Source organism: Actinoplanes missouriensis 431 (assembly GCF_000284295.1).
Lineage (GTDB): Bacteria > Actinomycetota > Actinomycetes > Mycobacteriales > Micromonosporaceae > Actinoplanes > Actinoplanes missouriensis.
Genome location: NC_017093.1, coordinates 6,378,170 through 6,404,665 on the forward strand (window position 1 = coordinate 6,378,170; position 26,496 = coordinate 6,404,665).

The following is a 26,496-nucleotide window of genomic DNA, read 5'->3' on the forward strand; positions in this document are numbered from 1 at the left end:
TCGGGTACGGCCGACCCACGTCCCGTGGCAGCCGCGCGACCAGTTGCCCGCTCCGGGCCGCTGCGCGGGCGCCGGCGACCGGTGCATGGGCGCGGTGGGCGAGTGGCCGTTCGCGCGAAGAAGTGAATTCCGTTCGGAGAAAAGGGGCAGCCGATATCGTCCGAGAGTACGAGCCGGCCACCCGTGCGTCTGATTGCCCTCCGGCGAATATTCCGCGAATGTGGGCCTCCACGAGAAAAGGTCCATTGTGATCATCACGAACGATGTGATCTTCAGTGGAATCGTGGTCTCCCCCGGATGCGGAAGAAGGACTGCCGGCAATGAACGAATCACCCGTACCCGGAAACGATCCGTATTCGCAGGCGCCCGCCTCGGCGCGATGGCCCTCCTACGGCGGCCAGGCCCACGCGGCCGTGCAGCCCTGGTCCCCGCCGGCCCACCCGGCGCAGTACACCACCCCCGCGATCAGCATGCCGCTCGTCTCCCCCGGCGGACGGCTCGCCGCGGTCCTGCTCGACGTCGTGCTGGTCGTGGTCACCCTCTGGATCGGCTGGTTCGCCTGGTCGATGGTGACCTGGTCGCAGGGGCAGTCCCCGGGCAAGAAGCTGCTCGGCTTCGTGGTCGTCGACGCGGCGACCGGCGAGCCCTTCGACTGGCCCCGGATGGCGCTGCGCGAACTCGGCATCAAGGGCCTGCTCGGCACGGTGCTGAGCATGTGCACGCTCGGCGTGTACTTCTGGGTCGACGCCCTGATGATCCTCGGCGCCGGCACCCGGACCCTGCACGACCGGATGGCCACCTCGGTCGTGCGGCACGTCTAGGCACCCACGACGATGCCCGATCGGGGACTCGGCCAGGCCCGGCACGCCGCTCCGGCGCCGGACGACGCCTCCGTGGCGGCGTCGGCCTCCACCTGGATGCAGGTGGTGTTCGGCGGGATCAGCACGAGCGTCGCGATCGCCGCCCTGGTGATCGCCTACTTCGCCTGGATCCGGCCGCATTCCCCGGACGGGCCGCCCGAGCCACCGGCTACCGCCGTCACCACCCCGGCTCTGGCTGATGCCACCACGGCGGCCACCACCCCGACGACCACCACCACCACGGCCGCCGCCGGACAGGTCGGCCTCACCACGCTCGACCCGGAGATCGGCGGCGACAAGATCCGGGTCACCGGCGGGAATCTGGCGATGCCCTGCGCCAGCGGCCAGTCGAACGACAGGCAGCGTTCCGTCCAGTACGACCTGGCCGCCCGATACACGGCGTTCACCGCGAGAATCGCCGTCACGAAAGCACCGGACGGCGATTCGCAACTCCAGATGAAGATTTTCGCCGACGATCGTCAGGCCACCGTGCACACATTGGTCGACGGCGAATCCGAAACCGCCCACGTGCCGCTCGACGGAGTTAGCAGAATGCGCATCGAATTGACCTGCCAGTCCCGGCTCAGCGAATTGACGATCACGGAACCCCGGCTGGACAAAAGGGGGACGACCCGGTGACCGATCCGCAGTCTCCCCCGAAGCACCGCGGATACCTGCTGGTGATCACGCTGGTGGTCGCGGCCCTCTCCCTGGTCGTCGGGCTGGCCGGCGTCACGCTGTCGGCGATCGCGCTGGGCCGCAGCGACGAGGCCTCCGCGTTGGCGAAGCAGGCGAACGACAAACCTGTCGCGGTCGCGCCCACCACCGAGGCGACCGGCGAGCCGCCCACCCCGGAGCCCACCGATCCCGCGTCGGCGACGCCCGACCCGGAGCAGCCGTCCGGCGCCGCGACGACGCCCGCGGACATCAGCCCCACCGCCGACTACACCGTTGCCTACCAGGGCGAGCACCTGCGGGCCCGCTCGGTCGGCTGCAACGGCAACTTCATGGCGGTGGACCTGGACGAACCCCGGGTGGCCGGCGAAGCGCGTTTCCTCTCCGAGTTCGGCGTCCAGGGCTGCAACGCGCCTGGTGAGATCGTCACCAATCTCGCGATGGCCACGGTGTCCGGCCCGTCCGCGACCCCGTTCGACTGCCTCGAGACCATTCGCACCGACCCGGGCCGTTCCCCGATCGCGCCGACCCAGGGCATGACCCTCTGCCTGGTCACCGACCAGAAGAAGGCGACCGCGAACGGCGTGACCCAGAAGATCGTCTTCGTCACCGTCGACTCCATCTCGGTCGACCGGGAGACGGTCGTCCTCAACCTCACCCTGAAGGCCTGGGACATGCCGCAGTAGACACCGCGGCGCTATTGGTCCGGACCTGTCACCCAATCTCTCGCCGCCCCGGCACCACCCGTGCACTTCGGCGTCACCCCGCCCGCGCCGGGCACGAGCGGCGCCGCCGCGATCGACGGCACGAGCGTCACCGCCCGGCCCACCGACGCGTTCGACAGCCTCGCGCTGCGCACCCGGGTCGACGAGACGGGCATCCCGCCGGCCCTCGCGGGCTGCAACTGGGTCATCGACGACCTGCGCGTCTCCTGACGATCATCGGGCCGGCCCTTCGGTAGGGTCGGCCCGGTGACGGTCGATGCGGTTCGCGGCGGGGTGCCCGAGCACGGCAGGGTGCCCAAGTACTACACGGTGAAGACCCAGCTCCAGAATTTGCTGGCCGAACTAGGCGAGGGCGCGCTGCTGCCGGCCGAGCGGGACCTGGCGGCGGCGTACGGGGTGGCCCGCTCCACCCTGCGCCAGGCGATCTCGGAGCTCACCATGGAGGGGCGGCTGCGCGCCCATCGCGGCCGGGGCACCTTCGTCGCCTCACCCAAGCTGATCCAGCCGCTGAGCCTGTCCAGCTACACCGAGGCGCTGCGCGAGATGGGCCACGTGCCCAGCCGGCGCCTGATCACCGAGGAGCGCCTCCCGGCCGGCTCGCTCGCCGGCGACCTGGCGATCGACCCGGCCGACGAGGTGCTGCACCTGGAACGGGTGCTGCTCGCCGACGACGAGCCGCTCGGCCTGGAGAGCACCTATCTGCCGGCCGGCCGGTTCGGCGACCTGATGGACGGCTGGGATGCGACCGGTTCGCTCTACCGGCACGTCGCGGACCGCTACCAGGTCCGGTACGCACAGGCCACCGAACGCATCGAGACGGTCCTGGCAAGCCCTCGCGAGGCCCAGTTGCTGAACACCAACCCGGCCCAGCCGATGCTGCTCATGCAGCGCGTCTCCGCTGATCAGGACGGTGTTCCGATCGAGCGGGTGCGCTCGCTCTACCGCGGCGACCGGATCGGTTTCGTCACCCGGCTGACGGGCTGATCCGAGATTATTAAAGGTTCGAACCTTTGAGGTTCGTTCACCGTCGCGTCATGCTGCCTGCACGCGCGAGTCGCCGATCTCTCTGAAGCTCTTCCCAGAGCAAGGGAGATCAGATGCGAGTGATCATCGTGGGCGGCGGGGTGCTCGGCACCATGCACGCCTGGCAGGCCGTCCAGCGCGGCCACGACGTGGTACAGATCGAGCGGGAGGCCGAGGCCCGGGGCGCCTCGGTCCGCAACTTCGGCCTGGTCTGGGTGTCCGGCCGGGCGCCCGGCGCCGAACTGGAGACGGCGCTGCGGGCCCGGGAGCTCTGGGAGCGGATCGGCGACCAGGTGCCGGGCATCGGGTTCCGGGGGAACGGGTCGCTCACGCTCTGCCGTACCCCCGAAGAAATCGCCGTGGCGCAGGCCGCGGCAGACGGTCCGCACGCGGCTGCCCGCGGCTTCCGGATCGTGGACCGCGCCGAGGCCCGGAAGATCAACCCGGCGCTGCGCGGGGACTTCGCGGCGGCGTTGTGGTGCGAGCGCGACGGCGCGGTGGAGTCCCGCGTCGCGCTTCCGGCCCTGCGGGCCGTGCTCGGCGCGACCGGCGCCTACCGGTGGGTTCCGGGCCGGGAGGCGCGCGCTCTCACCGGCACCGGGGTACGCGACGACCACGGCACCCACCACACCGGCGACCTGGTCGTCCTCACCACCGGCGCGACGCTCTCCGGTCTGGTCCGCGAACTGGTCCCCGAGCTGCCGGTGCGCCGCGTCTGGCTGCAGATGGCGCAGACCGCCCCGCTCGGCGAGCCGCTGACCACCTCGGTCGCCGACGCCGACAGCTTCCGCTACTACCCGGCGTTCCGCGGGCCGCAGCTCGACGCGCTGGTCACCGGCCAGCCGCAGCCGCCGGTCGCGGCCACCCACGCCATGCAGCTGCTGATGGTGCAGCGCCTGGACGGCGGGCTGACCATCGGCGACACCCACGCGTACGCCGAGCCGTTCCCGTTCGACCAGGTCGAGGAGCCCTACGAGCACCTGATCACGGTCGCCTCCGGGCTGCTCGGCCGGGACCTGCCACCGATCCGGCGGCGCTGGCACGGCGTCTACGCCCAGTGCACCGACCCGGCGGCGGTCGTGCACCGGCAGCGGATCGCCGGCAACGCGGTGCTCGTCACCGGACCCGGCGGACGCGGCATGACCTGCTCCCCCGCGATCGCCGAGCAGACCGCGACGGAGATGAGCTGGTGAGCATCCAACTGGTGGTCCTCGACATGGCCGGCACCACCGTCGCCGACGACGGACTGGTGCTGCGGGCCTTCGACACCGCTCTGGCGTCCGCGCCGGTGGCCGAGACCGACGCGGCCCGGCAGTACGTCCTCGACACCATGGGCCAATCCAAGATCACGGTGTTCCGGCACCTCACCGGCGGCGACGAGCAGCATGCCCAGCGGCTCAACGCCGCGTTCGAGGCCGCGTACGACGACCTCGCCCATCTCTGCACGCCGATCGACGGCGCCGCCGAGCTGATCCGCGACCTGCGCGCCGCGGGCATCCGCACCTGCCTGACCACCGGGTTCTCCCGGCCCACCGCGGACCGGATCCTCTCCGCGCTGGGCTGGCGGGACCTCGCCGACCTGACCCTCACCCCGGCCGAGGCCGGACGCGGGCGACCCTACCCCGACCTGGTGCTGACCGCGCTGCTGCGGCTCGGCGCCGACGACGTCCGCGCCGTCGCCACCGCCGGCGACACCACCTCCGACATCCGCACCGGCCTGCGCGCCGGCGCCTCGGTCGTGGCGGGGGTGCTCACCGGCGCCCACGACGCGGCCGCGCTCCGGGAGGCCGGAGCGACGCACGTCCTCTCCTCGATTCGCGAACTTCCGTCCGTTTGGGAGCAGTCATGAGACGTACCCTCGCCGTTCTTGTCTCGGTTTTGATCTTGGCGGGCTGTGGATCCGGGACCGGGTCCACCGCCGCCGAGGGCGACCGGACCGTCACGCTCTACACCGCCGACGGGCTCGGCGACTGGTACACCGAGCAGTTCGCCGCGTTCGAGAAGCAGACCGGCATCACGGTGCAGACCATCGAGGCCGGCTCCGGCGAGATCGTCTCCCGGCTGCAGAAGGAGCGGACCAACGTCCAGGCCGACCTGGTCGTCACGCTGCCGCCCTACATTCAGAAGGCGTCCGCGGACGGGCTGCTGCAGGCCTACACCCCGGCCGGCGCGGACCAGGTGACAGGGGCCGCCGCCGATTACACGCCGGTGGTCAACAACTACCTCTGCTTCATCTACAACCCGTCGTCGCTGAGTACACCGCCGAAGACCTTCGACGACCTGCTCAGCCCGTCGCTCAAGGGCAAGCTGCAGTACTCCACGCCGGGTCAGGCCGGCGACGGCACCGCCGTGCTGCTGCACCTGCAGCACGTGCTCGGCAAGGACGGCGCCCTGGAGTACCTCAGGAAGCTCGAGGCCAACAACGTCGGCCCGTCGTCGTCCACCGGCAAGCTGCAGCCCAAGGTGAGCAAGGGCGAGATCTATGTGGCCAACGGCGACGTCCAGATGAACCTCGCTTCCATCAACAACGACAAATCCCACTTCAAGATCTTCTTCCCTTCCGGTACGGGGGAGAAGCCGTCCACCTTCGCCCTGCCGTACGTGATGGGCGTCGCCGCCGGAGCACCGCACGCCGGCAACGCGAAGAAGCTCGCCGACTTCCTGCTCACCCCGGCCGCCCAGGAGCAGATCGCCGCCCAGGCCTACGGCTTCCCGGCCCGCGGCGACGTGAAGCCCGGCGACACCTCGATCCTCGACGGCGTCGAGATCTGGCAGCCGGACTGGACCCGCATCCTCGCCGACAACGACGCCGACATCGCGGCCTACAACAAAGCGCTCGGACTCTCATGACCGAGCAGCCGGCGGTCCGGTTCGACCGCGTCCAGGTCCGATACGGCGCGGTCACCGCCCTCGACGACTTCAGTCTCGACGTGGCCGCCGGCGAGACGGTGGCCTTGCTCGGCCCCTCCGGATCGGGCAAGTCCACCGCCCTCAAAGCCCTCGCCGGGTTCCTCACCCCGAGCTCCGGCCGGGTCCTGCTGAACGGCCGGGACGTGACGGGCCTGCCACCGCACCGGCGCGGACTCGGCGTGGTCGTCCAGCAGTACGCCCTGTTCCCGCACATGACCGTGGCCGAGAACGTGGCGTTCGGCCTGCGCGCCCGGCGCTCGTTCTCGGCGAAGCGGGTCACCGACATGCTCGAGCTGGTCGGGCTGCCCGGCTTCGGCAAGCGGTACCCCCGCGAACTCTCCGGCGGCCAGCAGCAGCGGGTCGCGATCGCCCGCGCCCTCGCCATCGCTCCCCCGGTGCTGCTGCTCGACGAGCCGCTCTCCGCGCTCGACGCCCAGCTCCGCGCCGACCTGCTGGAGGAGCTGCGCCGGCTGCGCGACGAGCTGCCCGACGTGGCGATGCTCTACGTCACCCACGACCAGACCGAGGCGCTCACGCTCGCCGACCGGATCGCCGTCATGCGCGACGCCCGGCTCGTCGACGTCGACACCGCGTTCGATCTCTACCAGCAGCCGCCGAGCAGCTTCACCGCCTCCTTCCTGGGCGGCGCCAACCTGCTGGCCGGCACGGTCGTCTCCGCCGGCGGCCTGGTCCGGATCGGCGGCGTCACGCTCACCGCGTCCAGCGCCGACCCGCTCGTCGAGGGCGCCGACGTGCGCGTCGCGATCCGCCCGCACACCCTCGTGGTCGCCGACGACGGGCTGGAGGCGACCCTCACCGGGCTGCAGTGGCGCGGCGCCACGTTCCGGCTCACCTGCCTCGTCGACGGGATGGCGGTGCACGCCGACGTGCCCTCGGCCGACGGTCTGCCGCCGGTCGGCTCGCCGATCCGGCTGCGGCTGCCCGCGACCGGCGCGGCGGTGGTGGCGCGATGACCCGTACCCGTGTGCTGTGGGTTCTTCCGCCCCTGGCCCTGCTCGGCGGGTTCCTGATCTACCCGCTCGCGCTCGTGGTCCGGCAGTCGTTCACCTCAGGCTCTTCCTCCTCGGGCTCTTCCTCCCCGGGCGTGCCGACCTTGGAGATCTGGCGGGCCGTGCTCTCGGCCGGCGAGTTCCACCGGGCGCTCGGCAACACCGTGGTGATCGCGGTCGCGGCCACCGCCGGCTGCGTCGTGCTCGGCACGTTCTTCGCGGTCGTGCTCGCCCTGGTCCCGTTCCCCGGCGCCACCGCGGTGTCCCGGGCCGTCGACACGATCCTCGCGTTCCCGTCGTTCCTGATCGCGCTCAGCTTCACGTTCCTCTACGGCGCGGCCGGCATCCTGCAGCTCGGCGACTTCCTCTACACCCGCTGGTGCGTGATCCTCGCCGAGATCACCTTCTACACGCCGTTCGTCATGCGCCCGGCCCTCGCCGCGCTCGGCCAGCTCCCGGCCGAGCGCCTCAACGTGGCCGCCTCCCTCGGTGCGCGGCCCTGGCGGGTGCTGCGCCGCATCGTGCTCCCCGAGATCGCCCCGGCGGTCGCCGCCGGTGGCGCGCTCTGCCTGCTGCTGACCCTCAACGAGTTCGGCATCGTGCTCTTCATCGGCGCCAAGGACGTCCTCACCCTGCCGATGCTCGTGCACAGCAAGGGCGTCGTCATGTTCGACTACCCCGCCGCGTGCGTGGTCGCGGTCGTCGAGGTCGCCCTCTCCCTGGCCCTCTACTGTCTCTACCGCTGGGTGTTCACCAATGCTCGTATGGTCGCGTAACGGCCGCTGGTCCGTGTGGGCCGCGTTCACCGTCGTCTTCGTCCCCGTCGTGGTCGCCCCGTTCGCCGTGCTGGTGGCGGCCGCGTTCGCCGCCGAGTGGAACGGCGTGCTGCCCGGCGGCCTCACCACCGGCCACGTGCAGGCCGCCCTCACCGGCCTGAACCGGGCGAGCCTGCTGGTCAGCCTGCAGACCGCGGCCGCCGCCGGGCTGCTCGCCGTGCTGGCCGGGACGTGGGCCGCGATCGCCCTGTCCACCGCGCCGCGCCCGCTGCGCCGGGTGGCCGACGCGCTGCTGCACCTGCCCGTCGCCATCCCGTCGGTGGTCGTCGGGCTCGGCCTGCTCGTCGCGTTCAGCCGGCCGCCGCTGCTGCTCAACGGCACTCGCTGGCTGGTGCTGGCCGCCCACGTCATCCTGGTGCTGGCGTTCTCCTACAGCACCGTGGCCGGCGCGCTGTCCCGCCTCGACCCGTCGTATGCCCAGGTCGCGGCGTCGCTCGGCGCCCACCCGGCCCGGGTGCTGTGGCGGATCCGGCTGCCGCTGCTGCTGCCCGCGATGGCCGCGGCGGCGGCGCTGGCGATCGCGCTGTCGATGGGCGAGGTCGGAGCGACCATCATGGTCTATCCACCGGACTGGCGGACCCTGCCGGTCACCGTCTTCACGCTGACCGACCGGGGCGAGACCTTCGACGCCTCGGCGGCGACGCTGGTGCTGCTGGCGGCGACGTTGCTGCTCCTGCTCGTGCTGGGGAGGCTGGCCCGGCCCCGAGCCACCCGGCGGTTCTCGGCATCGGCGACGAATGCGTTTCTAAACACCACGCCGCTGTCGAGAATGCGTCAGCGGCCGCTCTCGGGATCGCCGTCGTCACCAGAGTCACGGCGCCGAGACACACCGCCTCTCCCGGAAACCCTGCGGGGCAACGAGTATCAGGTCTAAACCTCACCCGGTCTGCGAACCCACTAGTCAGGTGTGTCGGAAAGTTGTCAGGCTGACCATCGGGAAGGTTTTTACCATCATCCGAGCGTCTACTTCCCGCTAGCACTTGAGGGCTACTATAGATCCTCTGTTCGAGGAATCCCTTCGGTTCGGGAGGAAGCGTTGATCATGCGACAGCCCGGGGCACCCCGGAAATGAATTAATGAAAGTCTTTCGGCATGGCTGACCGGAGCGCGGCTCCGGTGGAGCGTCACCGTGAACGGAAAGGCACTGCATTGATCCACGAATGATTTCTCGCATCTGCGGATCCGGATAAAGAAACCACGTTCGCATGTGACGGCCCGGATGGCGGGCCGTCACATGCTCTGTACCGCCACCATTTCCCGGCAGCAGCCTCCTCGGCATCATCAGTTCTCCATGCCATTACCTCCGTTGAACCACTTCCTGGCACGCCTGCATCACCGGCCATCTTGCGAACTAGGGTATTTGCCCCAATTATCCCATCTTAGGTCATACCTGATGCCCACCTTCGGCGAGTCGGGCGAGTAGCAGGCCTCCGTCGTCGCACCGTTGTCCGACCAGTCCACGTCGTGCCCACCAGCACCGATGGTGCGCCAGCTCTCGGCACGCTTCCGGGACGGGCGGGACCGCCTCGCCACGATCGCCCTCGGCGCTTGATCGCTCGGAAACACGACCTTCAAGGTCAGCTTCGCCAGCGGACTGGAGACGATCTTCGCCAGGATCGGCTCGAACTCCCCACTGGCGTCGAAGAGTTCCTGCTCCAGGTGGATCAGAGTCTCTTCGCCCTTGCTGAGTGGCTGGTCGAGATGGACGTAGTAGTGCCGCCGCCCGGAGATCTTCTCCCTGGTCTCGCAGATGCGCTGGGACCCGTTGGCCACGCGGACCGTACTGGTTCCCACGCCGGTCCAGCGGTAGGTGTTATGAAAGAGATTTACATTGTCGCGGTTCGCGCGGATCCTTATCTTTATGGTCTGCGTCTGACGGCGCAGGTCAGCGGCATCGAATCGATAGATGTATTCCGCGGACACCCATCTATACATCGGCGTGGAGGCCCGGCGAAAGAGAATCACCGACGCGCCCAGCATGCATGCGGACACCAGAAGAACGGCGACACTCAAACCGAGGTACGGGCTCCGGAGTCCGAATCCGACGAGCCACGCCAGCCCCGCGCCGCAGGCGAGCAGGAGCCACGCCACATTGCGGTAGGCGCCGATCCGAGCCCCGAAACTCAGGAGAGGATCCGGTGAGCCACTGGGCAGGCTCATCCGATGACTCCGGGGAATCCTCCACTACGAAGTGGCATCACTATCGCCCCCATTTCGCGAAAGCCACTCACAAATTTCCGACCTCCCTGTTTCGGCGCCACGGAAGACTGCCCCCGCACAACGGCGCCATGCCGCACACGAAGTCCGCGAATGCGGGCCGCGGGGCGGGATCCGCCCATTGGGGTGATCGCCCGGGTCCCACGCATCGACCCTGCCGCACGCATCGACCCTGCCGCACGCATCGACCTTGGCCCACCACGGCAGGAGCCGGGCGACCGGCGCCCGGTAGCCTGCCGCCATGGTCAGCTGGCAGATGCGCGGTGTCGGGCTCTTCACGCGACTGGTGTATCGGCGTCGCTACGCGACCGCGGCAGCCGGGCTGCGCACCCTGAACCGGCCCAAGGGCCCGTCCGCCCCGCCGGCGTCGCTGGCCGCCACCCGCTCGACCGTCAACGGGTTCCCCGTGTACCGGGTCGGCGAGGCGGAGACGGCCGTGATCTATCTGCACGGGGGCGCCTACACCAGCGAGATCGTCAAGCAGCACTGGTCACTCATCGGGTTCCTCGCCGAGCAGACCGGCTGTGCGGTACACGTACCCATCTATGGCCTGTCGCCGAAGCACCACGGCCTCGAAGCGCTCGATCTGGTCAGCGAGGTCATCCGTGGCCTGGACAGGCCGTGCCATCTGGTCGGCGACTCGGCCGGCGGCGGGCTGGCGCTGCTGGCCGCGCAGGCGAACAGGGGGCGCGTCGCCGGCCTCACGATGATCGCCCCGTGGCTGGATCTGACCATGTCGAACCCGGGGATCGACGCGGTCGAGCCGCACGACCCGTGGCTGTCCCGCGCCGGGCTGCGGCCGGTCGCGGACGCCTGGACCGGCGGTCTCCCGCTCGACGACCCACGGCTCAGCCCGATCCACGGTGACCTGGACGGGCTGCCGCCGACGCAGATCCTGGTCGGCACCCGCGACATCACCCTGCCGGACTGCCGGCTGCTGCGTGACCGGCTGCCCGCCGGCACGACGCTGACCTATCACGAGGAGCCGGGCGCGATCCACGTCTATCCGCTGCTGCCGGTCCCGGAGGCACGCGCCGGCCGGCGCGCCATCGTGGACCACATCCGCGCCTGTAGTTAATCGAGAATCACATGATTCGCGTCGTAAATAGACTGCTTGACGTGCGGTACTTCCCAACAAGTTAACGCTGAATTACAGTGCGTTCAGGCACCGCGGGGCCACCCGCCGGTCCGATCCTTCTCATGCTCCTGGTACCGCCGGCTGCTGACGCCGAGCGGTGCTCCGCCCTGCCGTTCTCCGGGCGGACTCGTCACACCGGCACGACCATCGCGTCGAAACGAGAGAGCCATGCATAGCAATCGGGTCCTTTTCCGTGCCCTGACCGTGCTCGTGGTGGCCTCGGTGGCCGCCGCCGGCTGCGGCGGCACGTCCAGCACCGAGACGACCACCTCCACCCTGACCAAACCGCCGATCACCATCGGGTTCCTCAACCCCTCCGGCGGACCGGTGCCACAGCCGGGCACCGACACCGGCGTCCAGGCGGCGCAGTCCTACATCAACGGCGAGTTCGGCGGCATCAACGGCCACCCGATCGAGGTCGTCCCGTGCGACACCGACACGACGCCGGAGAAGGCCCAGTCCTGCGCCAACACTTTCGTGGAGAAGAAGGTCGTCGCGGTCCTGGACGGCTACAACCTGTCGTCCAGCGCGGCCCTGCCGCCGCTGACCGCCGCGCAGATCCCGCTGGTCGGCATGATCCCGTTCGACTCGGTGACCGGCGCCAAGCCGGAGAACCGCGTCTTCTTCGCCGCCCCGCAGGCGTCCTTCCTGGTCGGCGCGCTGCAGGCGTTCCAGTCCGAGGGGAAGAAGTCGGTCACCCTGGCGCTCGTCGACACCCCGTCGTCGCACCAGACCATCGACACCCTGCTGCCGGCGCTGTCCACGGCGCTCGGCATCCGGGCCAAGGGCATCTACTTCTCCCCGACCAGCCCGAACTTCACCGCGGTGGCCTCCGCGATCGCCAAGGACAACCCGGACGTCGGCGGGCTCGTCGCGGCGCCGAGCGAGGCGGTCTGCACCGCGCTGGTCAAGGCGCTGCGGCAGCTCAATTACCAGGGCGAGATCTTCACGGCGGCCTGCACCGACTACATCAAGGACGCGCCGGAGCAGGCCGCCGGCGGCGCGCTCTACTCCTCGAACTGGCTGCCCACGGCGGCGCGGTACGCGCCCCCGGAGGTGCAGAGCGACCTCGCGATCGCCGAGAAGCACATCGCGGCGGTGGAGGGCGGGACCGCCGGGTATTACGCGTACGGTGAGTTCGCGCTCCTCGTGAACCTCGCGAAGGCCCTCACCGCGTCCGGCGCCACCGCGAGCGTGACCGGCGCGGACGTACTGAAGACGTTGAAGGCTCTGAAGGACTTCCCCAGCTTCCTCGGCCCGAAGATCACCTGCGGCAGCGCCACCTCGCCCAACTGCACCACGCAGATGCTGCTGTTCAGCGTGCAGCCGGACGGCTCGACCAAGCCGGTCACCGACACCTGGATCACCCCGGCCGCACAGGTCCTCGGGGCCATCCCCGGCGCGGTCTGACCCTGGCATGGACCAGCTGCTGCTCTTCGTCACGCTCGGCTTCGCCGGCGGAGCGGTCTATGCGGTGATCGCCGCGTCCATCGTGTCCCTGCACGCCGCCACCGGAGTCCTCAACTTCGCCCAGGGCTCGCTGGCCCTGTGGGGCGTGTGGGTGGTGGCCGAGCTGCGGCGGAGCGGCACGCTCGTCCTGCCGGTCGGGTCGATCGGCCTGAGCCCCGAGCCGATGGCGGCCTGGCCCGCCGTCGCGCTCGGGGTGCTCAGCGTCGCCGGCCTGGCGCTGGCCGCGCACTGGCTGGTGTTCCGCCCGCTGCGTGCGGCGCCCTCGCTGGCCCAGGTGGTGGCGTCGGTCGGGCTGATGCTGGCGATCGCCTCCCTGGTGCCGCTGCGCTTCGCGACCGAGGGCGCGCTCGCGCCCGCGCTGCTCACCGACCGCACGGCCACCGTCGCCGGAGCGATCGTCAACGTCAGCGACCTGATCCTGCTCGCGACCGCTCTGATCATCGCGGGGGCGCTCTCGGCCTACCTGCGGTTCACCCGGTGGGGCGTGGCGACCCGGGCCGGCGCCGAGAACGAGCTCGCCGCCCGGCTGACCGGAATCGCGCCGGACCGGCTGGCCGCCGTCATGTGGGTGCTGACCGGCGCGGCGACGGCTCTGGTTGCCGTCCTCGCCGCGCCCACGCTCGGCCTCGATCCGATCGGCTACATGTTCTACGTCCTGCCCGGCCTCGCCGCCGCCCTGCTGGCCCGGCTCACCTCGATCATCGTGGCGTCCCTGGCCGGGCTCGCCATCGGCGTCCTGCAGTCGATCATCCTGCTGCTCAGCACGTCGGACGGCTGGCCGGCCTGGGCACAGGCCGGGCTCGGCGAGGCGGTGCCGTTCGTCCTCGTGGTCTTCGCACTGGTGGTCCTCGGCAAGAGCATCCCGGCGCGGGACGCGCCCGGCCCGGCCCGGATGCCGGCCGTCGTGCTGCCCACCCGGCCCTGGCCGGCCGCCGCGGCGCTGCTGATCGGCGCGGTCCTCGCCATCGGGCTGACGTCCGGCAGCTGGCGGTTCGGCGTCGTCACCTCGATCATCATGGCACTGATCGCGCTGTCGCTCGTCGTGCTCACCGGCTACCTCGGCCAGATCTCGCTCGCCTCGATGGCGTTCGCCGGCAGCGGCGGGTTCCTGCTGTCCCGCATCACGATGACGTGGGACATCCCGTTCCCGCTGGCGATCCTGCTCGCGGCCGGCGTCGCGACGCTCGTCGGCGTGGTCGTCGGCCTGCCCGCGCTGCGGGTGCGCGGCGCCCAGCTGGCGGTGGTCACCCTGGCCGGCGCCGTCGCGGTGCAGCAGCTCGCGTTCGCGAACCCGGCGCTCACCCCGTTCGAGGGCAACCTGATCCACGGGCCCACCCTGTTCGGCTGGGACCTGGCGGTACGCAGCGGAACCGACCTCACCACGACGGCGTTCGCCGCGACGGTCGTCGTCATCGTCGGGGTGCTCGCCATCGCGGTGGTCCGCCTGCTGGCCGGCGGCACCGGGCAGTCGTTCCTCGCGGTCCGCTCCAACGAACGCGCCGCCGCGAGCGCCGGCATCAACGTGGCCCAGGTCAAGCTCGCCGGCTTCGCCCTCTCCGCGTTCCTCGCCGGGGTCGGCGGATGCCTGATCGGATACAGCCGCTCCCAGCTGTCCGTCGAGTCGTTCAACGTCGTCGTCGGGCTCAGCGTGCTCTGCATGGCGTACGTCGGCGGCATCACCCGGATCAGCGGCGCCCTCATCGCCGGCCTGATCGCGCCGCTCGGGGTCGTCTACACCCTGTTCAACAGCACCCTCGGCCTCGGCCGGTACTACACGCTGATCGCCGCCTGCGCCCTGGTCCTGACCGCGGTGCTCAACCCCGCCGGGCTCGCCGGCGGAACCACAGGCAAGCTGCGCCGGGAGGTAGCGCTGTGAACCCACTGCTGTCCACCGAGGGACTGACCGTCCACTACGGCGGCGTCCGGGCCAACACCGGGATCAGCATCACCGCCGACGCCGGTGAGGTGGTCGGCCTGATCGGTCCGAACGGCGCCGGCAAGACCACCTTCGTCGACGCCGTCACCGGGTTCACGCCCGCGCAGGGCACGGTCACCGTGGCCGGCCGGCGCGTCGACACGCTCGCCCCGCACCAGCGCCGGCGCGCCGGGCTGGCCCGCACCTGGCAGGCCGGCGAGCTGTTCCTGGACCTCACCGTGCGGCAGAACATCGCGGTCGCGGCCGGCCGCCGCCCGCTGCGCAACCTCTGGAACGACCTGACCGGCCGGCGCGAGGCCACGCACGAGACCGACGCCGTCATGGCGATGTTCGGCCTGGAACCGGTCGCCGACCGCCGTCCCGGCGAGCTCAGCCTCGGCCGCCAGAAGATCGTCGGCGTGGCCCGGGCGCTGGCCGGGACCGTCCGGGTGGTCCTGCTCGACGAGCCGGCCGCCGGGCTGGACACCGACGAGAGCGCCGCGTTCGGCGAACACGTCCGCACGATCGCCGGATCCGGCCCGGCCGTGCTGCTCATCGACCACGACATGACACTCGTCGCCGGCATCTGCGACCGGGTCTACGTCCTGGACTACGGCGCTGTCATCGCCACCGGGACGCCCGCTGAGGTGCTCGCCGACCCGGCCGTGCGCACCGCGTACCTCGGATCGGAGCTCGTCCCATGACCGCCCTGCTGAGCCTGACCGCCGTCACGGCCGGTTACGCGGGCATCCCCGCCGTCCGCGATCTCGACCTCAGCGTGGCGCCCGGCGAGATCGTCGCGATGCTCGGCCCCAACGGTGCCGGCAAGACCACCACCCTGCTCACCGCGGCCGGCGTCATCACGCCGATGGCCGGCGCCGTCACCGCGTTCGGCCGGCCGCTGCGCAACCGGCTCGAGCAGAACGCCCGCGCCGGTCTCGTCCTGGTCCCCGACACCAGGGGCGTCTTCCACACCCTTTCGGTACGGGAGAACCTAGCCCTGGCCCGAGGCGGTCTCGACGAGGCGCTCGACCTTTTCCCGGCCCTGAACGACCTGATGTCACGCCGGTGCGGCCAGCTCTCCGGCGGGGAGCAGCAGATGCTGGCGATCGCGAAGGCGCTGGTCCTGCGGCCCCGGGTGCTGCTGATCGACGAGATGAGCATGGGGCTGGCCCCGGTCGCGGTGCAGGCCCTGCTGCCCAGCATCCGCGCCCTCGCCGACCGGCTCGGCGTCGGCGTCCTGGTCGTCGAGCAGCACATCGACCTGGCCCTGTCGATCGCCGACCGCGCCGTCGTGCTGCACCACGGCCGGGTCGTCCTGACCGGCAAGGCCGCTGACCTGCGCGCCGACCGCCACGCCGTGGCCGACGCGTACTTCGGGGCCGGTTGAGCCCCGGCTCTACAGTCACACCATGATCGAAGAGTCGGACTGGTGGTCCCGGGTGGGAACGGCCTTCCTCGTGGGGATGCCCACCCTGGTCGGTCTCGCGCTGCTGGTCGGGGCGGCGAGGCAGTGGGCCAGGGTCCGCGCTCTCCTCGTCTCCGGCCGCCCGGCCACCGCCCGCGTGGTCGACAACCAGCTGGAGTCGCTGTCCGACGGGCGGACCAGCTTCCGGCCGGTGGTCACCTTCCGGACGGAGACCGGCCAGGAGGTGACGACCACCCTCCCGGACCTGGACGGCTCCCGCTCCCACCTCGTCGGCACCGAGGTGGCCGTCCGCTACGACCCGGAGAAGCCGTCGGACGCGACCCCGGCCAAGGCAAGCAGCGCCCAGACCGTCGTCGCGGTGGTGTTCGGGGTGATCTTCCTGGTGTTCGCCCTGGTCGCGTACCAGGTGATGAGCTCGGGCATGGAGGATGCCGGCCAGTTCAGCGACTTCCCGTAACGCCACCGAGCGCCCTGCGCGCCCGGGTACGCCACCAACGCCGCGACGCCAGCCCGGCCAGCACCGCCCCGGCCGCGTTGAGCAGCACGTCGTCGACGGACGAGACCCGATCCAGCCGGAACACATACTGCGCGACCTCGATCAGAGCCGAACCGCCCGCCCCGAGCGCCAGGATCCGCGGCACGGACGCCAGCGCCGTGAACCGGATCGGGGCGAAGAAGCCCAGCGCCGCGAAGACCAGCAGATTCCCGCCGATCCCGATCGGCCCCATGGTGACCAGGTCACGCAGCGGAACCAGGCTGACCCGGCCGGCGACCACACCGGCGCCCACGCCCGGCATCATGGTCATCCAGAGGAACGGCAGCGTGCCGTACACGATGCCGACCTCGGCCAGCGGTTTCCGGAGGCCGCCGCGCAGCCGCGCGAGCAGAAGCACCAGCACGGCCGCGAGCGGCAGCCCGGCCAGCGTCATCAGCACCACGCCGTTCTCGGTGTCGTAGCAACCGTGCCACCTCCCCGCCAGGCACCGGGGCGCGGCCATCAGCAGCGGCCGCCGGATGACGATCACGGCAACGGCAACGGCAAGAATCCCCAGAACCACCATTCGGGTACGGCGGGACGGGGCGACCGTGGGTGCGATCCGACTCATGCCCACAGTGAACCGGCAGCAACGTATCGGGAGCATAAGGACGGTCAGCCGAGCCGTTCCGTCGCCGCCCGGATCAGGTCGGCCGCGGAGCGCAGATAGGTCAGGACGACAGTCCGCTCCGGGCCGGTGAGTCCCTCGGCGAGCTCGTCGAGGCTCTGGCTGCCGTCCCGGTAGAGGCGGGCGAGGCGCTCGGCGCCGACCGGTTCGATGAGGACACTGCGGCGGTCGGTGGCATCCCGCCGGCGCAGCACCCAGCCGCCTTTCTCCAGCCGGGCGAGGACTCCGGTCAGCGTGGCGGGATGCGTGCCGGTGCGCCGGGCAAGCGCGGTCGGCGACCGGCCTCCCTCACGGACGAGCACGTCGAGGACGGCGAGGTCGGAGTCGTTGAGCCCGGCGAGGGCGGCGACCCGCGCGGTGTTGAGGGCCAGCTCGATGCGCAGGTCCCGCAGAGCGGTGCGCAGGTCGCCGGGTTCGGTCACCACCCGCCCCCTCCGTCGAATACTATGAGAATCATAATAACTTCCATGGGTACGCGTTCTGTCCGCCGTTCCACCACCGCGGCGCTGCTGACCAGTTTCCTGATCATCGCGACCGGCGGGGTCGTCCGGGTCAGCGGTTCCGGCCTGGGCTGCCCGGACTGGCCGCGCTGCACCGCCGGCTCGTTCACCTCCGCCGCGGCGTCCACCGGCGTCCACGGCGCCATCGAGTTCGGCAACCGGGTGCTGACCGGCGTCGTCGTGCTGGCGGTCGGGTGGGTCATCGTCGCGGCGTACCCGCACCGGCGCGACGCCGGGACGTTCCTCTGGCGCAGCGCCTGGGGCCAGCTTCTGGTCGTCCTGCTGAACGCGGTGGTCGGTGGCGTCACGGTGTGGACCGGCCTGAACCCGTACATCGTGGCCGGCCACTTCCTGGCGGCGATGCTCCTGCTGGCCTCCACCACCGTCAGTTTCGATCTCGCGCACCGGACCGGCCCCCCGCGGCCCGTGCAGCGCTCGACGGCTCGATGGGGGCGTCTCGTCCTCTGGACGAGCGCGGCCTCGGTGACCGCGGGTACCGTCGTCACCGGCGCCGGGCCGCATCCCGGCGACACGGCCGAGGTGACCCGCATCCCGCTGGACTGGACCATCCTCACGTACGCACATGGTCTGCTCGCCGCATGCGCCCTGGTCGCGGTGGCCGGCTGCATGAGGGCTGCCGCCCGCCACCGCGACCGGCTCGCCCTGCACCGCAGCCGGACGTTACTCGCGGCGCTCTCAGGCCAGGCCGCGATCGGCCTCTACCAGAGCCTTGATGGTCTGCCCGCGGTCGCGGTCCTGCTGCACCTGGCCGGGGCGGCCCTCGTCTGGTCCGGCGCCGTCCGGGTGCGGCTGGCCTGCCCGCCAACGGCAGCCGCGCCGGCGTCCCGGTTCGGCCCGCTCGCCGGCGCGAGACAGCCGTGACCGCCGCAAGCAGTCATGATCGGCGCGAGACGGCCCTTCCCGGCGCGCCGTCATCGGGAGAGTGCATGATCCGGGTGGTCCTGGCCGACCATCAGGCGCCGATCCGGATCGGCCTGCGGGTGCTGATCGAACGCGAAGCCGATCTCGCGCCGCCTCGACGTGCGCGCCGGCGCTCACTACGACGTATTGGTCGCGCACATCTTCACCGCCGCGGTCGCCCTGGTCCTCTGGCCGCGGCAGTTCGTCCCGGGCGTCCGGGCCCGCCGGGGACTGCACCGGGCGCTCGGCCGGACCTATCTGCTCGCGGGCGTGCTTCCGAGCCCTGTCACCGCGGTACCGGTGGCGATCTGGTCGGGCCGGCCGCTGACCCGGGTCAGCCTCACCCTGGCGGCGGTGTTGTGGCTGGTCACCGCCGGGCTGGCGTACCGGGCGGCCCGCGCCGAATCTAGGCGTCCAGGGCGGGCGCGACGACCGCGAACGCGCGGTCGGTCAGTTCGGCGAGGCGCGTCTCGTCGTCCCCGGGCTGCCACTGCTGGAGGACGGCGTCGAGGGCGAGCAGCGCCATGCCCGCCGCCATCGACGGGTAGGGGCCGGCCTCCGGGTCGAGGCCCCGGCGTGCGGCAATGCCGGTGGAAAGACCGGCTCGCCACTCGATCTGGCGTTCCAGCCAGCGGGCGTGCAGCGCCGGGGTGTCCAGGATCAGGCGGACCACGATCCGGGAGCGCTCCGCGTGGTCGGGCTGGTCGGCGCAGCCGGCGAGCGGGCGCCAGATGGCGTGGCGCAGCGCCACCGACGGTGGTTCACCCGCCGGCCGGCCGGTGAGCTCGTCGAGGACGTCCGCGCCCATGTCCGCGATGAAGCGGACGACAACGTCTTCTTTCGACGCGTAATAGCGGAAGAAGGTGCGCCGGGACATGCCGGCCGTGGCCGCGATGTCGTCGACGGTCACCTGCTCGAAGCCTCGGGTCGCCATCAGCATCATGGCGGCGTTGCGCAGTTCCTCGGCAACGAGCTGCCGCTTGCGCTCGGCGAGCGTGGCCCTGGCGGTCATGCGCCGATGCTATGCCATGCAGTTGTTGACACTGAGTGCCATAAAAGGCACTGTTGGGCGCATGAATGCTGATCGCTGGACCGCTGACCGGATTCCCGATCTGAGTGGGCGCATCATCGTCGTGACCGGAGCCGGCAGCGGGCTCGGCCTGGTCACCGCCCGGACACTGCGCGAGCGCGGGGCCCGGGTGATCGCGGCCGTGCGCCGGCCGGAGGAGCATCCCGGCGAGGCTCGCCGGCTCGACCTCGCCGACCTCGACTCGGTGCACGAGTTCGCCGGCCGGATGCACGACGAGCACCACCGGATCGACGTTCTGATCAACAACGCCGGGACGATGGCTACGCCGTACGCACTCACACCGCAGGGCCACGAGCTGCAGTTCGCCACCAATCACCTTGGGCACTTCGCCCTCACCGGCCTGCTGTTCGACCTGCTCCGGTCCGGCCGTGACCCGCGCGTGGTCACGGTGACCTCGGTCAACCACCGCGGGGCCCGGCTGCCGTTCGAGGAGGCCCGGCGTTACCAGCCGATGGCCGTCTACAACACGACGAAACTGGCCAACGCCATCTTCGGCGCCGAACTGCACCGCCGCCTCACCGACGCCGGCAGCCCGATCCGCAGCATTCTGGCCCACCCCGGATACACCGCCACCAATCTGCAGTTCCGCGCCACCACGCCGGCCTGGCGGTTCCTGCTCGGCCGAATCGGCAACCCGCTGCTGGCCCAGAGCGCCGACCGGGGCGCGCTTCCCCAGCTGTACGCCGCGACTGACCCGGCCGCCCGCGCCGGCGCACTGATCGTTCCGGACGGTCCCGGCGAGTTACGCGGCCATCCCGTCGAGGGCCGGCTGTCCGCTGCCGCCGCCGACCCCGATAACGGCCGGCGGCTCTGGGAACTCTCCGAACAGGCCACCGGGGTCCGACTCACCTGTGCGGCGTCATGAGCGCCGGGCGTACACCCGCTCGATCGTGCCGGCCTTCAGCCGCTCCACCTCGACGATCTCGAAACCGGCGGCGCGGACCAGCGGCAGCTGACGGCGGGTGAAATGCTCGCCCGCCGCCCGGATGGTGACCCGCTCCAGGAGCCACTGGGCGGCCCGCACCGGCGGCCGGCTGCTGCCGATGTGATCGAGCAGGAGCAGCCGCCCACCCGGCACGAGCACCCGGCGCGCCTCGCCGATCGCCGCCCGCGGGTCCGGAATCGCACACAGCGACAGGGCGCAGACCACCGTGTCGAACGAGCCGTCCGGGAACGGCAGCCGGGTCGCGTCCCCCTCCCGCAGGTCGACCGGGCGTTGCGCGCTCCGCCGGGCCACGGCCAGCATCTCAGGGCTCAGGTCGATCCCGGTGACGGTGGCGTCGGCGCGATAGTGCGGGAGGTTGCGCCCGGTGCCCACACCGACGTCGAGGATCCGGCCGGTGGCGCGCTCCCCGAGCCACTCACGCCCGCCGGTGAACCAGTGTCTCTCCAGGAACGCGATCTGCCTGTCGTACCGCGGCGCGGCCTGATCCCAGACCCTGCGGGCCTTCCCGGTCGCGTCCACCGGCTCACGAGGCCTGACGGACCGGCATGCCGGCCAGCCACACGTCGGCCAGCTCGCTCAGCGGCACGTCCAGGGCCTGGCTGAGGCAGACCACCGTGCCGAACGCGGGCGCCGGCAGCCGGCCCGCCTCGATCTTGCGGAGGGTCTCCGGCGAGATGCCCGCCGCCAGCGCCACCTCGCCGAGGCTGCGCCCGGCCCGGGCGATCCGGAGCGCGGCTCCGAGTCGCTGGCCCGCGGCGATCTGTTCCGGGGTGAGCGGTTGGCGAACCATGGCAGCAGGATAACCCGGAAACCGGCGTGGTATAAAAATACCGTGATCGAGTTGAAGTCTTCGGATGAGATCGGCCGGATGGCCGTCACGGGCCGGTTCGTCGGCGAACTCCTCGCGGAGTTGCGGGACGCCGCCACGGTCGGCGTCAACCTGATGGACCTCGAGCACCAGGCCCGCCGCCGCATCAAGGACCGCGGCGCGGAGTCGTGCTACTGGGACTACGCCCCGTCGTTCGGCCGCGGCCCGTTCCGCAACGTGCTCTGCCTCTCCGTCAACGACGCGGTGCTGCACGGCCTGCCGCACGACTACGTGCTGCGCGACGGCGACCTGCTCAGCATCGACATGGCGGTAGGCATCGACGGCTGGGTCACCGACTCGGCGCTCTCGTTCGTCGTCGGCACGCCCGACCCGGCCGACCTGAAGCTGATCGAGGCGACCGAGGTGGCGCTCGAGTCCGCGATCGTGGCCGCGCAGCCGGGCGGCAAGCTGGGCGACATCTCCGCGGCGATCGGCAAGGTCGCCCACGACTACGGGTACGGCGTGAACCTCGAGTTCGGCGGCCACGGCCTCGGCCGGACCATGCACGAGGCGCCGCACATCCCCAACAACGGCCGGGCCCGCCGCGGCATGAAACTGGAGCCGGGCCTGACCATCGCCATCGAACCCTGGTTCTGCAGGACCACCGACAAAATCAAGTTCGACGCCGACGGCTGGACGATCCGCTCGGCTGATGGCTCCCGCACCGCCCACTCCGAGCACACGGTCGCCATCACGGAGTCGGGTCCGCAGGTGCTCACGCGGCGGCCCGCGGCTTGAGGCCTTGAACCCTGCATGGCGAGGGTACGGCCGAAGCGTCCCGAAGCCCGGCTGGTCACCAGAGCTGTCCCACCAACACCCACGACCAGCCGGACCGGCCGGCGCCCAGCGCTGTGACATGGGGCACGCAGCAGCACTGGTAGCCAGCTCGGCCTGCCCGGCTGGCGCTCAGTGCTGCTGCGTGCCCGTTTTGTGAACACTCAGCGCCAGCCGGCATCGACGTTTCCACGATCCACGACTCCGGAATTGCCGGGAACGGGTCCGGCTTTCCGACGCCGGGCGGCCGGTCGGGCGCGGGCAGGCGGGCGCGGGGCAGGCGGGCGCGGGGCAAGCGGGAACGGGGCAAGCGGGAACGGGCCGCGCGCGGGGGCGGGCTCTGGGTGACCATGCACCCGTCGCCGGCGGGCGCGCAGCGGCCTGGAGTGGGCACCTCGTCGCGTGTCAGGCACGGGACTCAGGTCCGGCCGTACAAAGAAGGGGTTTTGATCGATGATCTGACACTCCATGATGGAAGGCGGCAGCGTCGCCCACCGTCAGGAGTGCCCGTGGACCTCGTCGACATTCGCGCCGGTGATCTCTTCGCGCAGGGGTTTCCGGCTCTGGCGCACGGGGTGACCTGCGTCGGCGTCATGGATCACGGGTTCCGGGTGCGGTGGCCGGCTATGTATGACCGCTATCGGGCACGCTGCCGGGCCGGGATGCTGCGGCTCGGCGGGTTGATGTCGTGGAAGGCGCCGGACGGGCTGATCGTCTACAACCTGGTGGTGGCTCAGCGGGCCGGCACACCGCCGGACCTGACCGCGCTGCGCAGTGCGCTGGCGGCGGCGCTGGATGACGCGGAGCGGCGGGAGATCCGGTCGATCGGGTTGCCGCAGTTCGGGGACTGGGACGTGGTCGGGCCGGTGGTGCGTGAGGTGGCGGCCGGCAGCAGTGTGCGCATTGTGGTGATGCGTTCCTGATTCAGCGGGGCGTGGAGGGGGTAGCTCTCGGCCATGTCGTCGTCGACGTTCTTCGGTCAGCCTCGCGCGCTCGCCAACCTGTTCGGGGTGGAGCTGTGGGAGCGGTTCTCGTTCTACGGCATGCAGGGCATCCTGCTGATCTACCTGTACTACTCGGCGGCCGACGGCGGGCTCGGCATCGATCAGGACACCGCGACGAGCATCGTCGGCGCGTACGGCGGAGCCGTCTACCTCTCCACGATCCTCGGCGCCTGGGTGGCCGACCGGCTGCTCGGCTCGGAGCGGGTGCTGTTCCTCAGCGCGGTGCTGGTGATGCTCGGGCACATCGCCCTGGCCGTGCTGCCCGGCCTGGCCGGTGTCGGCGTCGGCCTGGTGCTGATCGCGGTGGGCAGCGGCGGGGTGAAGGCGAACGCCACGTCGCTGGTCGGCAACCTCTACAGCGAGCACGACGAGCGCCGCGACGCCGGGTTCTCCCTGTTCTACCTCGGCATCAACCTGGGCGCGCTGGCCGGGCCGCTGCTCACCGGTCTGCTGCAGACCAACGCCGGTTTCCACTACGGGTTCGGGCTCGCCGCGGTCGGCATGGCGATCGGCCTGGTGCAGTACACGCTGGGCCGCAAGCGGATGCCGGAGGCGGGACGGGAGGTGCCGAACCCGCTGCCGGCCCGCGGCCGCCCGATCGCCGCGCTGGTGTTCGCCGCGGCCGCCGCGATCGTGGTGCTGGCCTCCGTGACCGGGCTGCTCTCCGCCGACCGGCTGTCGAACGTCGTGGTCGCGCTCAGCGCCATCGCCGCGGTCGCCTACTTCGTGATCATTTTGAGCAGCCGCCAGATCACCGCCGTGGAGCGGCTGCGGGTGGTCGCGTTCATCCCGATGTTCCTCGCCAGCGCCGCGTTCTGGTCGCTCTACCAGCAGCAGTTCACCGTGGTGACGATCTACAGCGACGAGCGGCTGGACCGCGGCATCGGCGGCTGGGAGATGCCTGTCTCCTGGGTGCAGTCGATCAACCCGGTCTTCATCATCGTGCTCTCCGGCGTGTTCGCCGCGCTGTGGACCCGGCTCGGCGACCGGCAGCCGTCCAGCCCGATCAAGTTCGCGCTCGGCACCACCATCATGGGTGTGGCGTTCCTGCTGTTCCTGCCGCTGGCCGGTGGCGGGCCGAACAGCACGCCGCTGCTCGCCCTGACCGGCATCCTGCTGGTCTTCACGGTGGCGGAGCTGCTGCTCTCGCCGGTGGGGCTGTCGCTCTCCACCAAGCTGGCGCCGCACGCCTTCCACACCCAGATGGTGGCGCTGTTCTTCCTGTCGGTGGCGCTGGGTACGGCGTTGTCCGGGACGCTGGCGCAGTTCTACAGCGCGGACGACGAGGTCGTGTACTTCGGGGTGCTCGGAGCGGTCGCGATCGTGCTGGGGCTGGCGCTGGGTGCGGCGGCGCGGCCGATCTCCCGGTTGATGGGCGGAGTTCGATAGCGACGGCGAGGACTCCACGAGTCGCTCGGCTGGACGGTCCGCGGCCCACGTGCCCGAACCGTCCAGCCGAGACGGGTCAGCCCGTGACGGTGATCGGGCCGCTGTCGGAGATGTTCGTCAGGTTGAGCTCGGCGAGGGTGGTGGCCGGCGTCGTGGCGGCGCCGGCGTAGATCTGGCGCAGCACGACCCCGGTCACGGGCGCGGACGGTTTGCCGTTGACCCGGGCCGGTGTGGTCCCGAGCGTGTGGAGCCGGGCGTTCGACACGACGACGTCCTGGATCGGGCCGACGCCGTGGGTCTCGCCGGTCCAGAGCGCCAGCCAGGTGCGGTTGCTGTCGTTGCTGAAGCTCAGCTTCTCCACGTCGATGTTCTCGAACCGGATGCGGCGGGCGGGCGCGGCGCCGTACTTGTGGTGCACGCCGAGCGCGACCGCCGCGTCGTAGACGGTGACGTTGCGGAAGGTGATGTCCTCCTGGGTCTGGAAGACGCCCTGGCCGACCTTCACCCCGTAGCAGTAGGTGAACGTGACGAGGTCGTCGAAGAGGACGCCGGACTGCGGTCGCGGTTCACCGGGGACCTTGGCGAACAGGTCGACGGTGGTGTCCCAGGTCTTGGTGCTGAACGGGTCGTCCAGGCCGACACCGATGGCGTGCCGGACCGTCACGTTCGTGGACTCCATGACGTCGATGCCGTCGTTCTCGCCCATGTCGAACCGGTTGAAGATCTTCAGGTTGCGGAACGTCATGTTCGACGACCGGGTCGGCATGATCGCCCAGCTGCTGGACTCGCGGAACGTGATGCCGTCCACCGCGAAGTTCGTGGTGTAGATCGGGGTCAGCAGGTTGACGCCGAGGTTGCCGGGAGCCAGGGCGGCCTTGCCGTTCCCGTCGATGATCCCCCGGCCGTAGATGCTGATGTTCTTGGACGAGTACCGGGTGGAGATGAACCAGGTGATGTCGCGCTGCTGGGACTCCTTGCGCCAGTGCACGTCGTTCTCCGACCGGTTGCCGGTGAACCGCAGCACCGCGCCGGGCGCCAGGTACAGCGCCAGGTCGCTGCGCAGGTAGAGGTTGCCGACCGGGTAGACGCCGGCCGGGACGTAGACGATGCCCTGCCTGGAGTTGGCGCTGCCCCAGGCCGCGGCGTCGTTCAGGGTCTGCTGGAACGACGCGGTGGTGGGCGCCGGTCCCACCGGGAAGACACCGGCTCCCGAGGACGCGGGCCGATTGGTCTCCGCCGGGTCGGCCGCGATCACCAGGTCCGGTCGCCCATCGATCTTGACGATCAGGTACGCGTCATCGCGCACCGTGAACGTGAGCGTCGGCCCGCTGACCGTGCCGGCGATCCCGAGCTTGCGGGGGCTGATCCGGTACGCTCCGATGTTCGTGTTGTTCACCTTGGTGATGGCGATCGTGGCTTCGCCGTCACCGAGCGCGAACTGCGCGATGTCGTAACCGGGGTAGTCCTGCACGGGCACCGGCGTCCCGTTGACGCTCAGCGTGTAGTCGGGAGAGGCGGGGTAGATCGACGGCACCGGGTAGACGTCGACGGCGGCCGGGGCGGCCTGGGCCGGCGTCGCGAACAAGAGCGACGCCAGCAGGAACATCAACAGGACGGGGATCTTTCGCACAGT

General features: G+C 70.9%; 28 protein-coding genes and 2 pseudogenes. 23 read left to right on the forward strand and 7 right to left on the reverse strand.

Features of this window, described 5'->3' with window-relative positions:
* Nucleotides 1-320: 320 nt before the first annotated feature.
* The 11 genes and pseudogenes from AMIS_RS29300 to AMIS_RS29350 form a co-directional block, all read left to right on the forward strand.
* Nucleotides 321-821 carry an RDD family protein gene (locus AMIS_RS29300; protein ID WP_014446062.1) on the forward strand — a complete coding sequence of 167 codons (501 nt, stop codon included), beginning with the start codon at nt 321-323 and terminating at the stop codon, nt 819-821.
* Nucleotides 822-833: 12 nt separating this feature from the next.
* Nucleotides 834-1,499 (forward strand): NPCBM/NEW2 domain-containing protein, encoded by a 666-nt coding sequence (locus tag AMIS_RS29305; RefSeq protein WP_014446063.1) that lies wholly within the window; start codon nt 834-836, stop codon nt 1,497-1,499.
* Entirely contained in the window at nt 1,496-2,221 is a 726-nt protein-coding gene (locus tag AMIS_RS29310; protein ID WP_014446064.1) for a hypothetical protein, read from the forward strand. The genes AMIS_RS29305 and AMIS_RS29310 overlap by 4 nt, the downstream gene beginning before the upstream one ends.
* 60 nt (nt 2,222-2,281) lie before the next feature.
* The gene (locus tag AMIS_RS29315; RefSeq protein ID WP_014446065.1) at nt 2,282-2,470 is read left to right on the forward strand and encodes a hypothetical protein; all 189 of its coding nucleotides are present in this window, start codon (nt 2,282-2,284) and stop codon (nt 2,468-2,470) included.
* Between the two features lie 36 nt (nt 2,471-2,506).
* On the forward strand, nt 2,507-3,244 hold the full coding sequence (locus AMIS_RS29320; RefSeq protein WP_014446066.1) for a GntR family transcriptional regulator: 738 nt from the start codon (nt 2,507-2,509) through the stop codon (nt 3,242-3,244).
* A gap of 113 nt (nt 3,245-3,357) precedes the next feature.
* Nucleotides 3,358-4,476 carry a TIGR03364 family FAD-dependent oxidoreductase gene (locus tag AMIS_RS29325; RefSeq protein WP_014446067.1) on the forward strand — a complete coding sequence of 373 codons (1,119 nt, stop codon included), beginning with the start codon at nt 3,358-3,360 and terminating at the stop codon, nt 4,474-4,476.
* Nucleotides 4,473-5,132 (forward strand): phosphonatase-like hydrolase, encoded by a 660-nt coding sequence (locus AMIS_RS29330; protein ID WP_014446068.1) that lies wholly within the window; start codon nt 4,473-4,475, stop codon nt 5,130-5,132. The genes AMIS_RS29325 and AMIS_RS29330 overlap by 4 nt, the downstream gene beginning before the upstream one ends.
* Complete coding sequence (locus tag AMIS_RS29335) at nt 5,129-6,133, forward strand: 2-aminoethylphosphonate ABC transporter substrate-binding protein (protein ID WP_014446069.1); 1,005 nt, start codon at nt 5,129-5,131, stop codon at nt 6,131-6,133. Before AMIS_RS29330 ends, AMIS_RS29335 begins: the two co-directional genes overlap by 4 nt.
* Nucleotides 6,130-7,167 (forward strand): ABC transporter ATP-binding protein, encoded by a 1,038-nt coding sequence (locus AMIS_RS29340; RefSeq protein WP_014446070.1) that lies wholly within the window; start codon nt 6,130-6,132, stop codon nt 7,165-7,167. The genes AMIS_RS29335 and AMIS_RS29340 overlap by 4 nt, the downstream gene beginning before the upstream one ends.
* Nucleotides 7,164-7,979, forward strand: coding sequence for a 2-aminoethylphosphonate ABC transporter permease subunit (locus tag AMIS_RS29345; RefSeq protein WP_014446071.1), 816 nt, complete (start codon nt 7,164-7,166; stop codon nt 7,977-7,979). The genes AMIS_RS29340 and AMIS_RS29345 overlap by 4 nt, the downstream gene beginning before the upstream one ends.
* Nucleotides 7,960-8,751, forward strand: a pseudogene (locus tag AMIS_RS29350) (ABC transporter permease); the annotation flags it as partial. The gene AMIS_RS29345 and the pseudogene AMIS_RS29350, both read left to right, overlap by 20 nt.
* A gap of 620 nt (nt 8,752-9,371) precedes the next feature.
* On the opposite strand, the gene AMIS_RS29355 reads toward AMIS_RS29350, so the two are convergent.
* Nucleotides 9,372-10,199, reverse strand: coding sequence for a hypothetical protein (locus AMIS_RS29355; RefSeq protein ID WP_014446073.1), 828 nt, complete (start codon nt 10,197-10,199; stop codon nt 9,372-9,374).
* Between the two features lie 298 nt (nt 10,200-10,497).
* Between AMIS_RS29355 and AMIS_RS29360 the strand changes: the two genes are divergently transcribed.
* The 6 genes from AMIS_RS29360 to AMIS_RS29385 all read left to right on the forward strand — a co-directional run bounded on the left by AMIS_RS29360 (nt 10,498) and on the right by AMIS_RS29385 (nt 16,665).
* Nucleotides 10,498-11,334 carry an alpha/beta hydrolase fold domain-containing protein gene (locus tag AMIS_RS29360; RefSeq protein ID WP_014446074.1) on the forward strand — a complete coding sequence of 279 codons (837 nt, stop codon included), beginning with the start codon at nt 10,498-10,500 and terminating at the stop codon, nt 11,332-11,334.
* A 228-nt stretch (nt 11,335-11,562) separates the two neighbouring features.
* Nucleotides 11,563-12,804 (forward strand): ABC transporter substrate-binding protein, encoded by a 1,242-nt coding sequence (locus tag AMIS_RS29365; protein WP_014446075.1) that lies wholly within the window; start codon nt 11,563-11,565, stop codon nt 12,802-12,804.
* Nucleotides 12,805-12,811: 7 nt separating this feature from the next.
* On the forward strand, nt 12,812-14,740 hold the full coding sequence (locus AMIS_RS29370) for an ABC transporter permease (protein WP_014446076.1): 1,929 nt from the start codon (nt 12,812-12,814) through the stop codon (nt 14,738-14,740).
* Nucleotides 14,737-15,483, forward strand: coding sequence for an ABC transporter ATP-binding protein (locus AMIS_RS29375; RefSeq protein ID WP_014446077.1), 747 nt, complete (start codon nt 14,737-14,739; stop codon nt 15,481-15,483). The genes AMIS_RS29370 and AMIS_RS29375 overlap by 4 nt, the downstream gene beginning before the upstream one ends.
* Entirely contained in the window at nt 15,480-16,169 is a 690-nt protein-coding gene (locus tag AMIS_RS29380; RefSeq protein WP_014446078.1) for an ABC transporter ATP-binding protein, read from the forward strand. The genes AMIS_RS29375 and AMIS_RS29380 overlap by 4 nt, the downstream gene beginning before the upstream one ends.
* A 22-nt stretch (nt 16,170-16,191) precedes the next feature.
* Nucleotides 16,192-16,665 carry a DUF3592 domain-containing protein gene (locus tag AMIS_RS29385; protein ID WP_014446079.1) on the forward strand — a complete coding sequence of 158 codons (474 nt, stop codon included), beginning with the start codon at nt 16,192-16,194 and terminating at the stop codon, nt 16,663-16,665.
* Here AMIS_RS29385 and AMIS_RS29390 read toward each other — a convergent pair.
* Entirely contained in the window at nt 16,649-17,314 is a 666-nt protein-coding gene (locus AMIS_RS29390) for a VanZ family protein (RefSeq protein WP_041830138.1), read from the reverse strand. The genes AMIS_RS29385 and AMIS_RS29390 overlap by 17 nt on opposite strands.
* 44 nt (nt 17,315-17,358) lie before the next feature.
* The gene (locus tag AMIS_RS29395) at nt 17,359-17,796 is read right to left on the reverse strand and encodes a MarR family transcriptional regulator (protein WP_014446081.1); all 438 of its coding nucleotides are present in this window, start codon (nt 17,794-17,796) and stop codon (nt 17,359-17,361) included.
* Between the two features lie 42 nt (nt 17,797-17,838).
* On the opposite strand from AMIS_RS29395, the gene AMIS_RS29400 reads away from it, so the two are divergent.
* The gene (locus AMIS_RS29400) at nt 17,839-18,753 is read left to right on the forward strand and encodes a COX15/CtaA family protein (RefSeq protein WP_014446082.1); all 915 of its coding nucleotides are present in this window, start codon (nt 17,839-17,841) and stop codon (nt 18,751-18,753) included.
* Nucleotides 18,754-18,912: 159 nt separating this feature from the next.
* A pseudogene (locus AMIS_RS43015) lies at nt 18,913-19,185 on the forward strand (DUF2306 domain-containing protein); the annotation flags it as partial.
* A gap of 13 nt (nt 19,186-19,198) precedes the next feature.
* Here AMIS_RS43015 and AMIS_RS29405 read toward each other — a convergent pair.
* Nucleotides 19,199-19,804 (reverse strand): acyl-CoA-like ligand-binding transcription factor, encoded by a 606-nt coding sequence (locus AMIS_RS29405; protein WP_014446083.1) that lies wholly within the window; start codon nt 19,802-19,804, stop codon nt 19,199-19,201.
* 61 nt (nt 19,805-19,865) lie between these two features.
* On the opposite strand from AMIS_RS29405, the gene AMIS_RS29410 reads away from it, so the two are divergent.
* The gene (locus tag AMIS_RS29410) at nt 19,866-20,747 is read left to right on the forward strand and encodes an oxidoreductase (RefSeq protein ID WP_014446084.1); all 882 of its coding nucleotides are present in this window, start codon (nt 19,866-19,868) and stop codon (nt 20,745-20,747) included.
* Here AMIS_RS29410 and AMIS_RS29415 read toward each other — a convergent pair.
* Nucleotides 20,742-21,347, reverse strand: a complete 606-nt coding sequence (locus AMIS_RS29415; RefSeq protein WP_014446085.1) for a class I SAM-dependent methyltransferase — start codon at nt 21,345-21,347, stop codon at nt 20,742-20,744. The two genes, AMIS_RS29410 and AMIS_RS29415, sit on opposite strands and share 6 nt — an antisense overlap.
* 4 nt (nt 21,348-21,351) lie before the next feature.
* Entirely contained in the window at nt 21,352-21,618 is a 267-nt protein-coding gene (locus AMIS_RS29420; RefSeq protein ID WP_014446086.1) for a helix-turn-helix domain-containing protein, read from the reverse strand.
* A gap of 42 nt (nt 21,619-21,660) precedes the next feature.
* On the opposite strand from AMIS_RS29420, the gene map reads away from it, so the two are divergent.
* The 3 genes from map to AMIS_RS29435 all read left to right on the forward strand — a co-directional run bounded on the left by map (nt 21,661) and on the right by AMIS_RS29435 (nt 24,863).
* Nucleotides 21,661-22,434, forward strand: a complete 774-nt coding sequence (gene map / locus AMIS_RS29425; RefSeq protein ID WP_014446087.1) for a type I methionyl aminopeptidase — start codon at nt 21,661-21,663, stop codon at nt 22,432-22,434.
* Nucleotides 22,435-22,979: 545 nt separating this feature from the next.
* Nucleotides 22,980-23,393 carry a macro domain-containing protein gene (locus tag AMIS_RS29430; protein ID WP_157435131.1) on the forward strand — a complete coding sequence of 138 codons (414 nt, stop codon included), beginning with the start codon at nt 22,980-22,982 and terminating at the stop codon, nt 23,391-23,393.
* Nucleotides 23,394-23,426: 33 nt separating this feature from the next.
* Nucleotides 23,427-24,863, forward strand: a complete 1,437-nt coding sequence (locus AMIS_RS29435) for a peptide MFS transporter (protein ID WP_014446089.1) — start codon at nt 23,427-23,429, stop codon at nt 24,861-24,863.
* 76 nt (nt 24,864-24,939) lie between these two features.
* On the opposite strand, the gene AMIS_RS29440 is transcribed toward AMIS_RS29435, so the two are convergent.
* Complete coding sequence (locus tag AMIS_RS29440) at nt 24,940-26,493, reverse strand: glycosyl hydrolase family 28 protein (RefSeq protein ID WP_051042189.1); 1,554 nt, start codon at nt 26,491-26,493, stop codon at nt 24,940-24,942.
* Nucleotides 26,494-26,496 lie beyond the last annotated feature (3 nt).

Excerpts from the sequence above, each read along its gene's own strand:
- AMIS_RS29300 (WP_014446062.1), top strand. The coding sequence starts at position 321 with ATGAACGAATCACCCGTACCCGGAAACGATCCGTATTCGCAGGCGCCC.
- AMIS_RS29305 (WP_014446063.1), top strand. The coding sequence starts at position 834 with ATGCCCGATCGGGGACTCGGCCAGGCCCGGCACGCCGCTCCGGCGCCG.
- AMIS_RS29325 (WP_014446067.1), top strand. The coding sequence starts at position 3,358 with ATGCGAGTGATCATCGTGGGCGGCGGGGTGCTCGGCACCATGCACGCC.
- AMIS_RS29335 (WP_014446069.1), top strand. The coding sequence starts at position 5,129 with ATGAGACGTACCCTCGCCGTTCTTGTCTCGGTTTTGATCTTGGCGGGC.
- AMIS_RS29340 (WP_014446070.1), top strand. The coding sequence starts at position 6,130 with ATGACCGAGCAGCCGGCGGTCCGGTTCGACCGCGTCCAGGTCCGATAC.
- AMIS_RS29345 (WP_014446071.1), top strand. The coding sequence starts at position 7,164 with ATGACCCGTACCCGTGTGCTGTGGGTTCTTCCGCCCCTGGCCCTGCTC.
- AMIS_RS29355 (WP_014446073.1), bottom strand. The coding sequence starts at position 10,199 with ATGAGCCTGCCCAGTGGCTCACCGGATCCTCTCCTGAGTTTCGGGGCT.
- AMIS_RS29360 (WP_014446074.1), top strand. The coding sequence starts at position 10,498 with ATGGTCAGCTGGCAGATGCGCGGTGTCGGGCTCTTCACGCGACTGGTG.
- AMIS_RS29365 (WP_014446075.1), top strand. The coding sequence starts at position 11,563 with ATGCATAGCAATCGGGTCCTTTTCCGTGCCCTGACCGTGCTCGTGGTG.
- AMIS_RS29370 (WP_014446076.1), top strand. The coding sequence starts at position 12,812 with ATGGACCAGCTGCTGCTCTTCGTCACGCTCGGCTTCGCCGGCGGAGCG.
- AMIS_RS29380 (WP_014446078.1), top strand. The coding sequence starts at position 15,480 with ATGACCGCCCTGCTGAGCCTGACCGCCGTCACGGCCGGTTACGCGGGC.
- AMIS_RS29385 (WP_014446079.1), top strand. The coding sequence starts at position 16,192 with ATGATCGAAGAGTCGGACTGGTGGTCCCGGGTGGGAACGGCCTTCCTC.
- AMIS_RS29390 (WP_041830138.1), bottom strand. The coding sequence starts at position 17,314 with ATGAGTCGGATCGCACCCACGGTCGCCCCGTCCCGCCGTACCCGAATG.
- AMIS_RS29400 (WP_014446082.1), top strand. The coding sequence starts at position 17,839 with ATGGGTACGCGTTCTGTCCGCCGTTCCACCACCGCGGCGCTGCTGACC.
- AMIS_RS29405 (WP_014446083.1), bottom strand. The coding sequence starts at position 19,804 with ATGACCGCCAGGGCCACGCTCGCCGAGCGCAAGCGGCAGCTCGTTGCC.
- AMIS_RS29410 (WP_014446084.1), top strand. The coding sequence starts at position 19,866 with ATGAATGCTGATCGCTGGACCGCTGACCGGATTCCCGATCTGAGTGGG.
- AMIS_RS29420 (WP_014446086.1), bottom strand. The coding sequence starts at position 21,618 with ATGGTTCGCCAACCGCTCACCCCGGAACAGATCGCCGCGGGCCAGCGA.
- AMIS_RS29435 (WP_014446089.1), top strand. The coding sequence starts at position 23,427 with ATGTCGTCGTCGACGTTCTTCGGTCAGCCTCGCGCGCTCGCCAACCTG.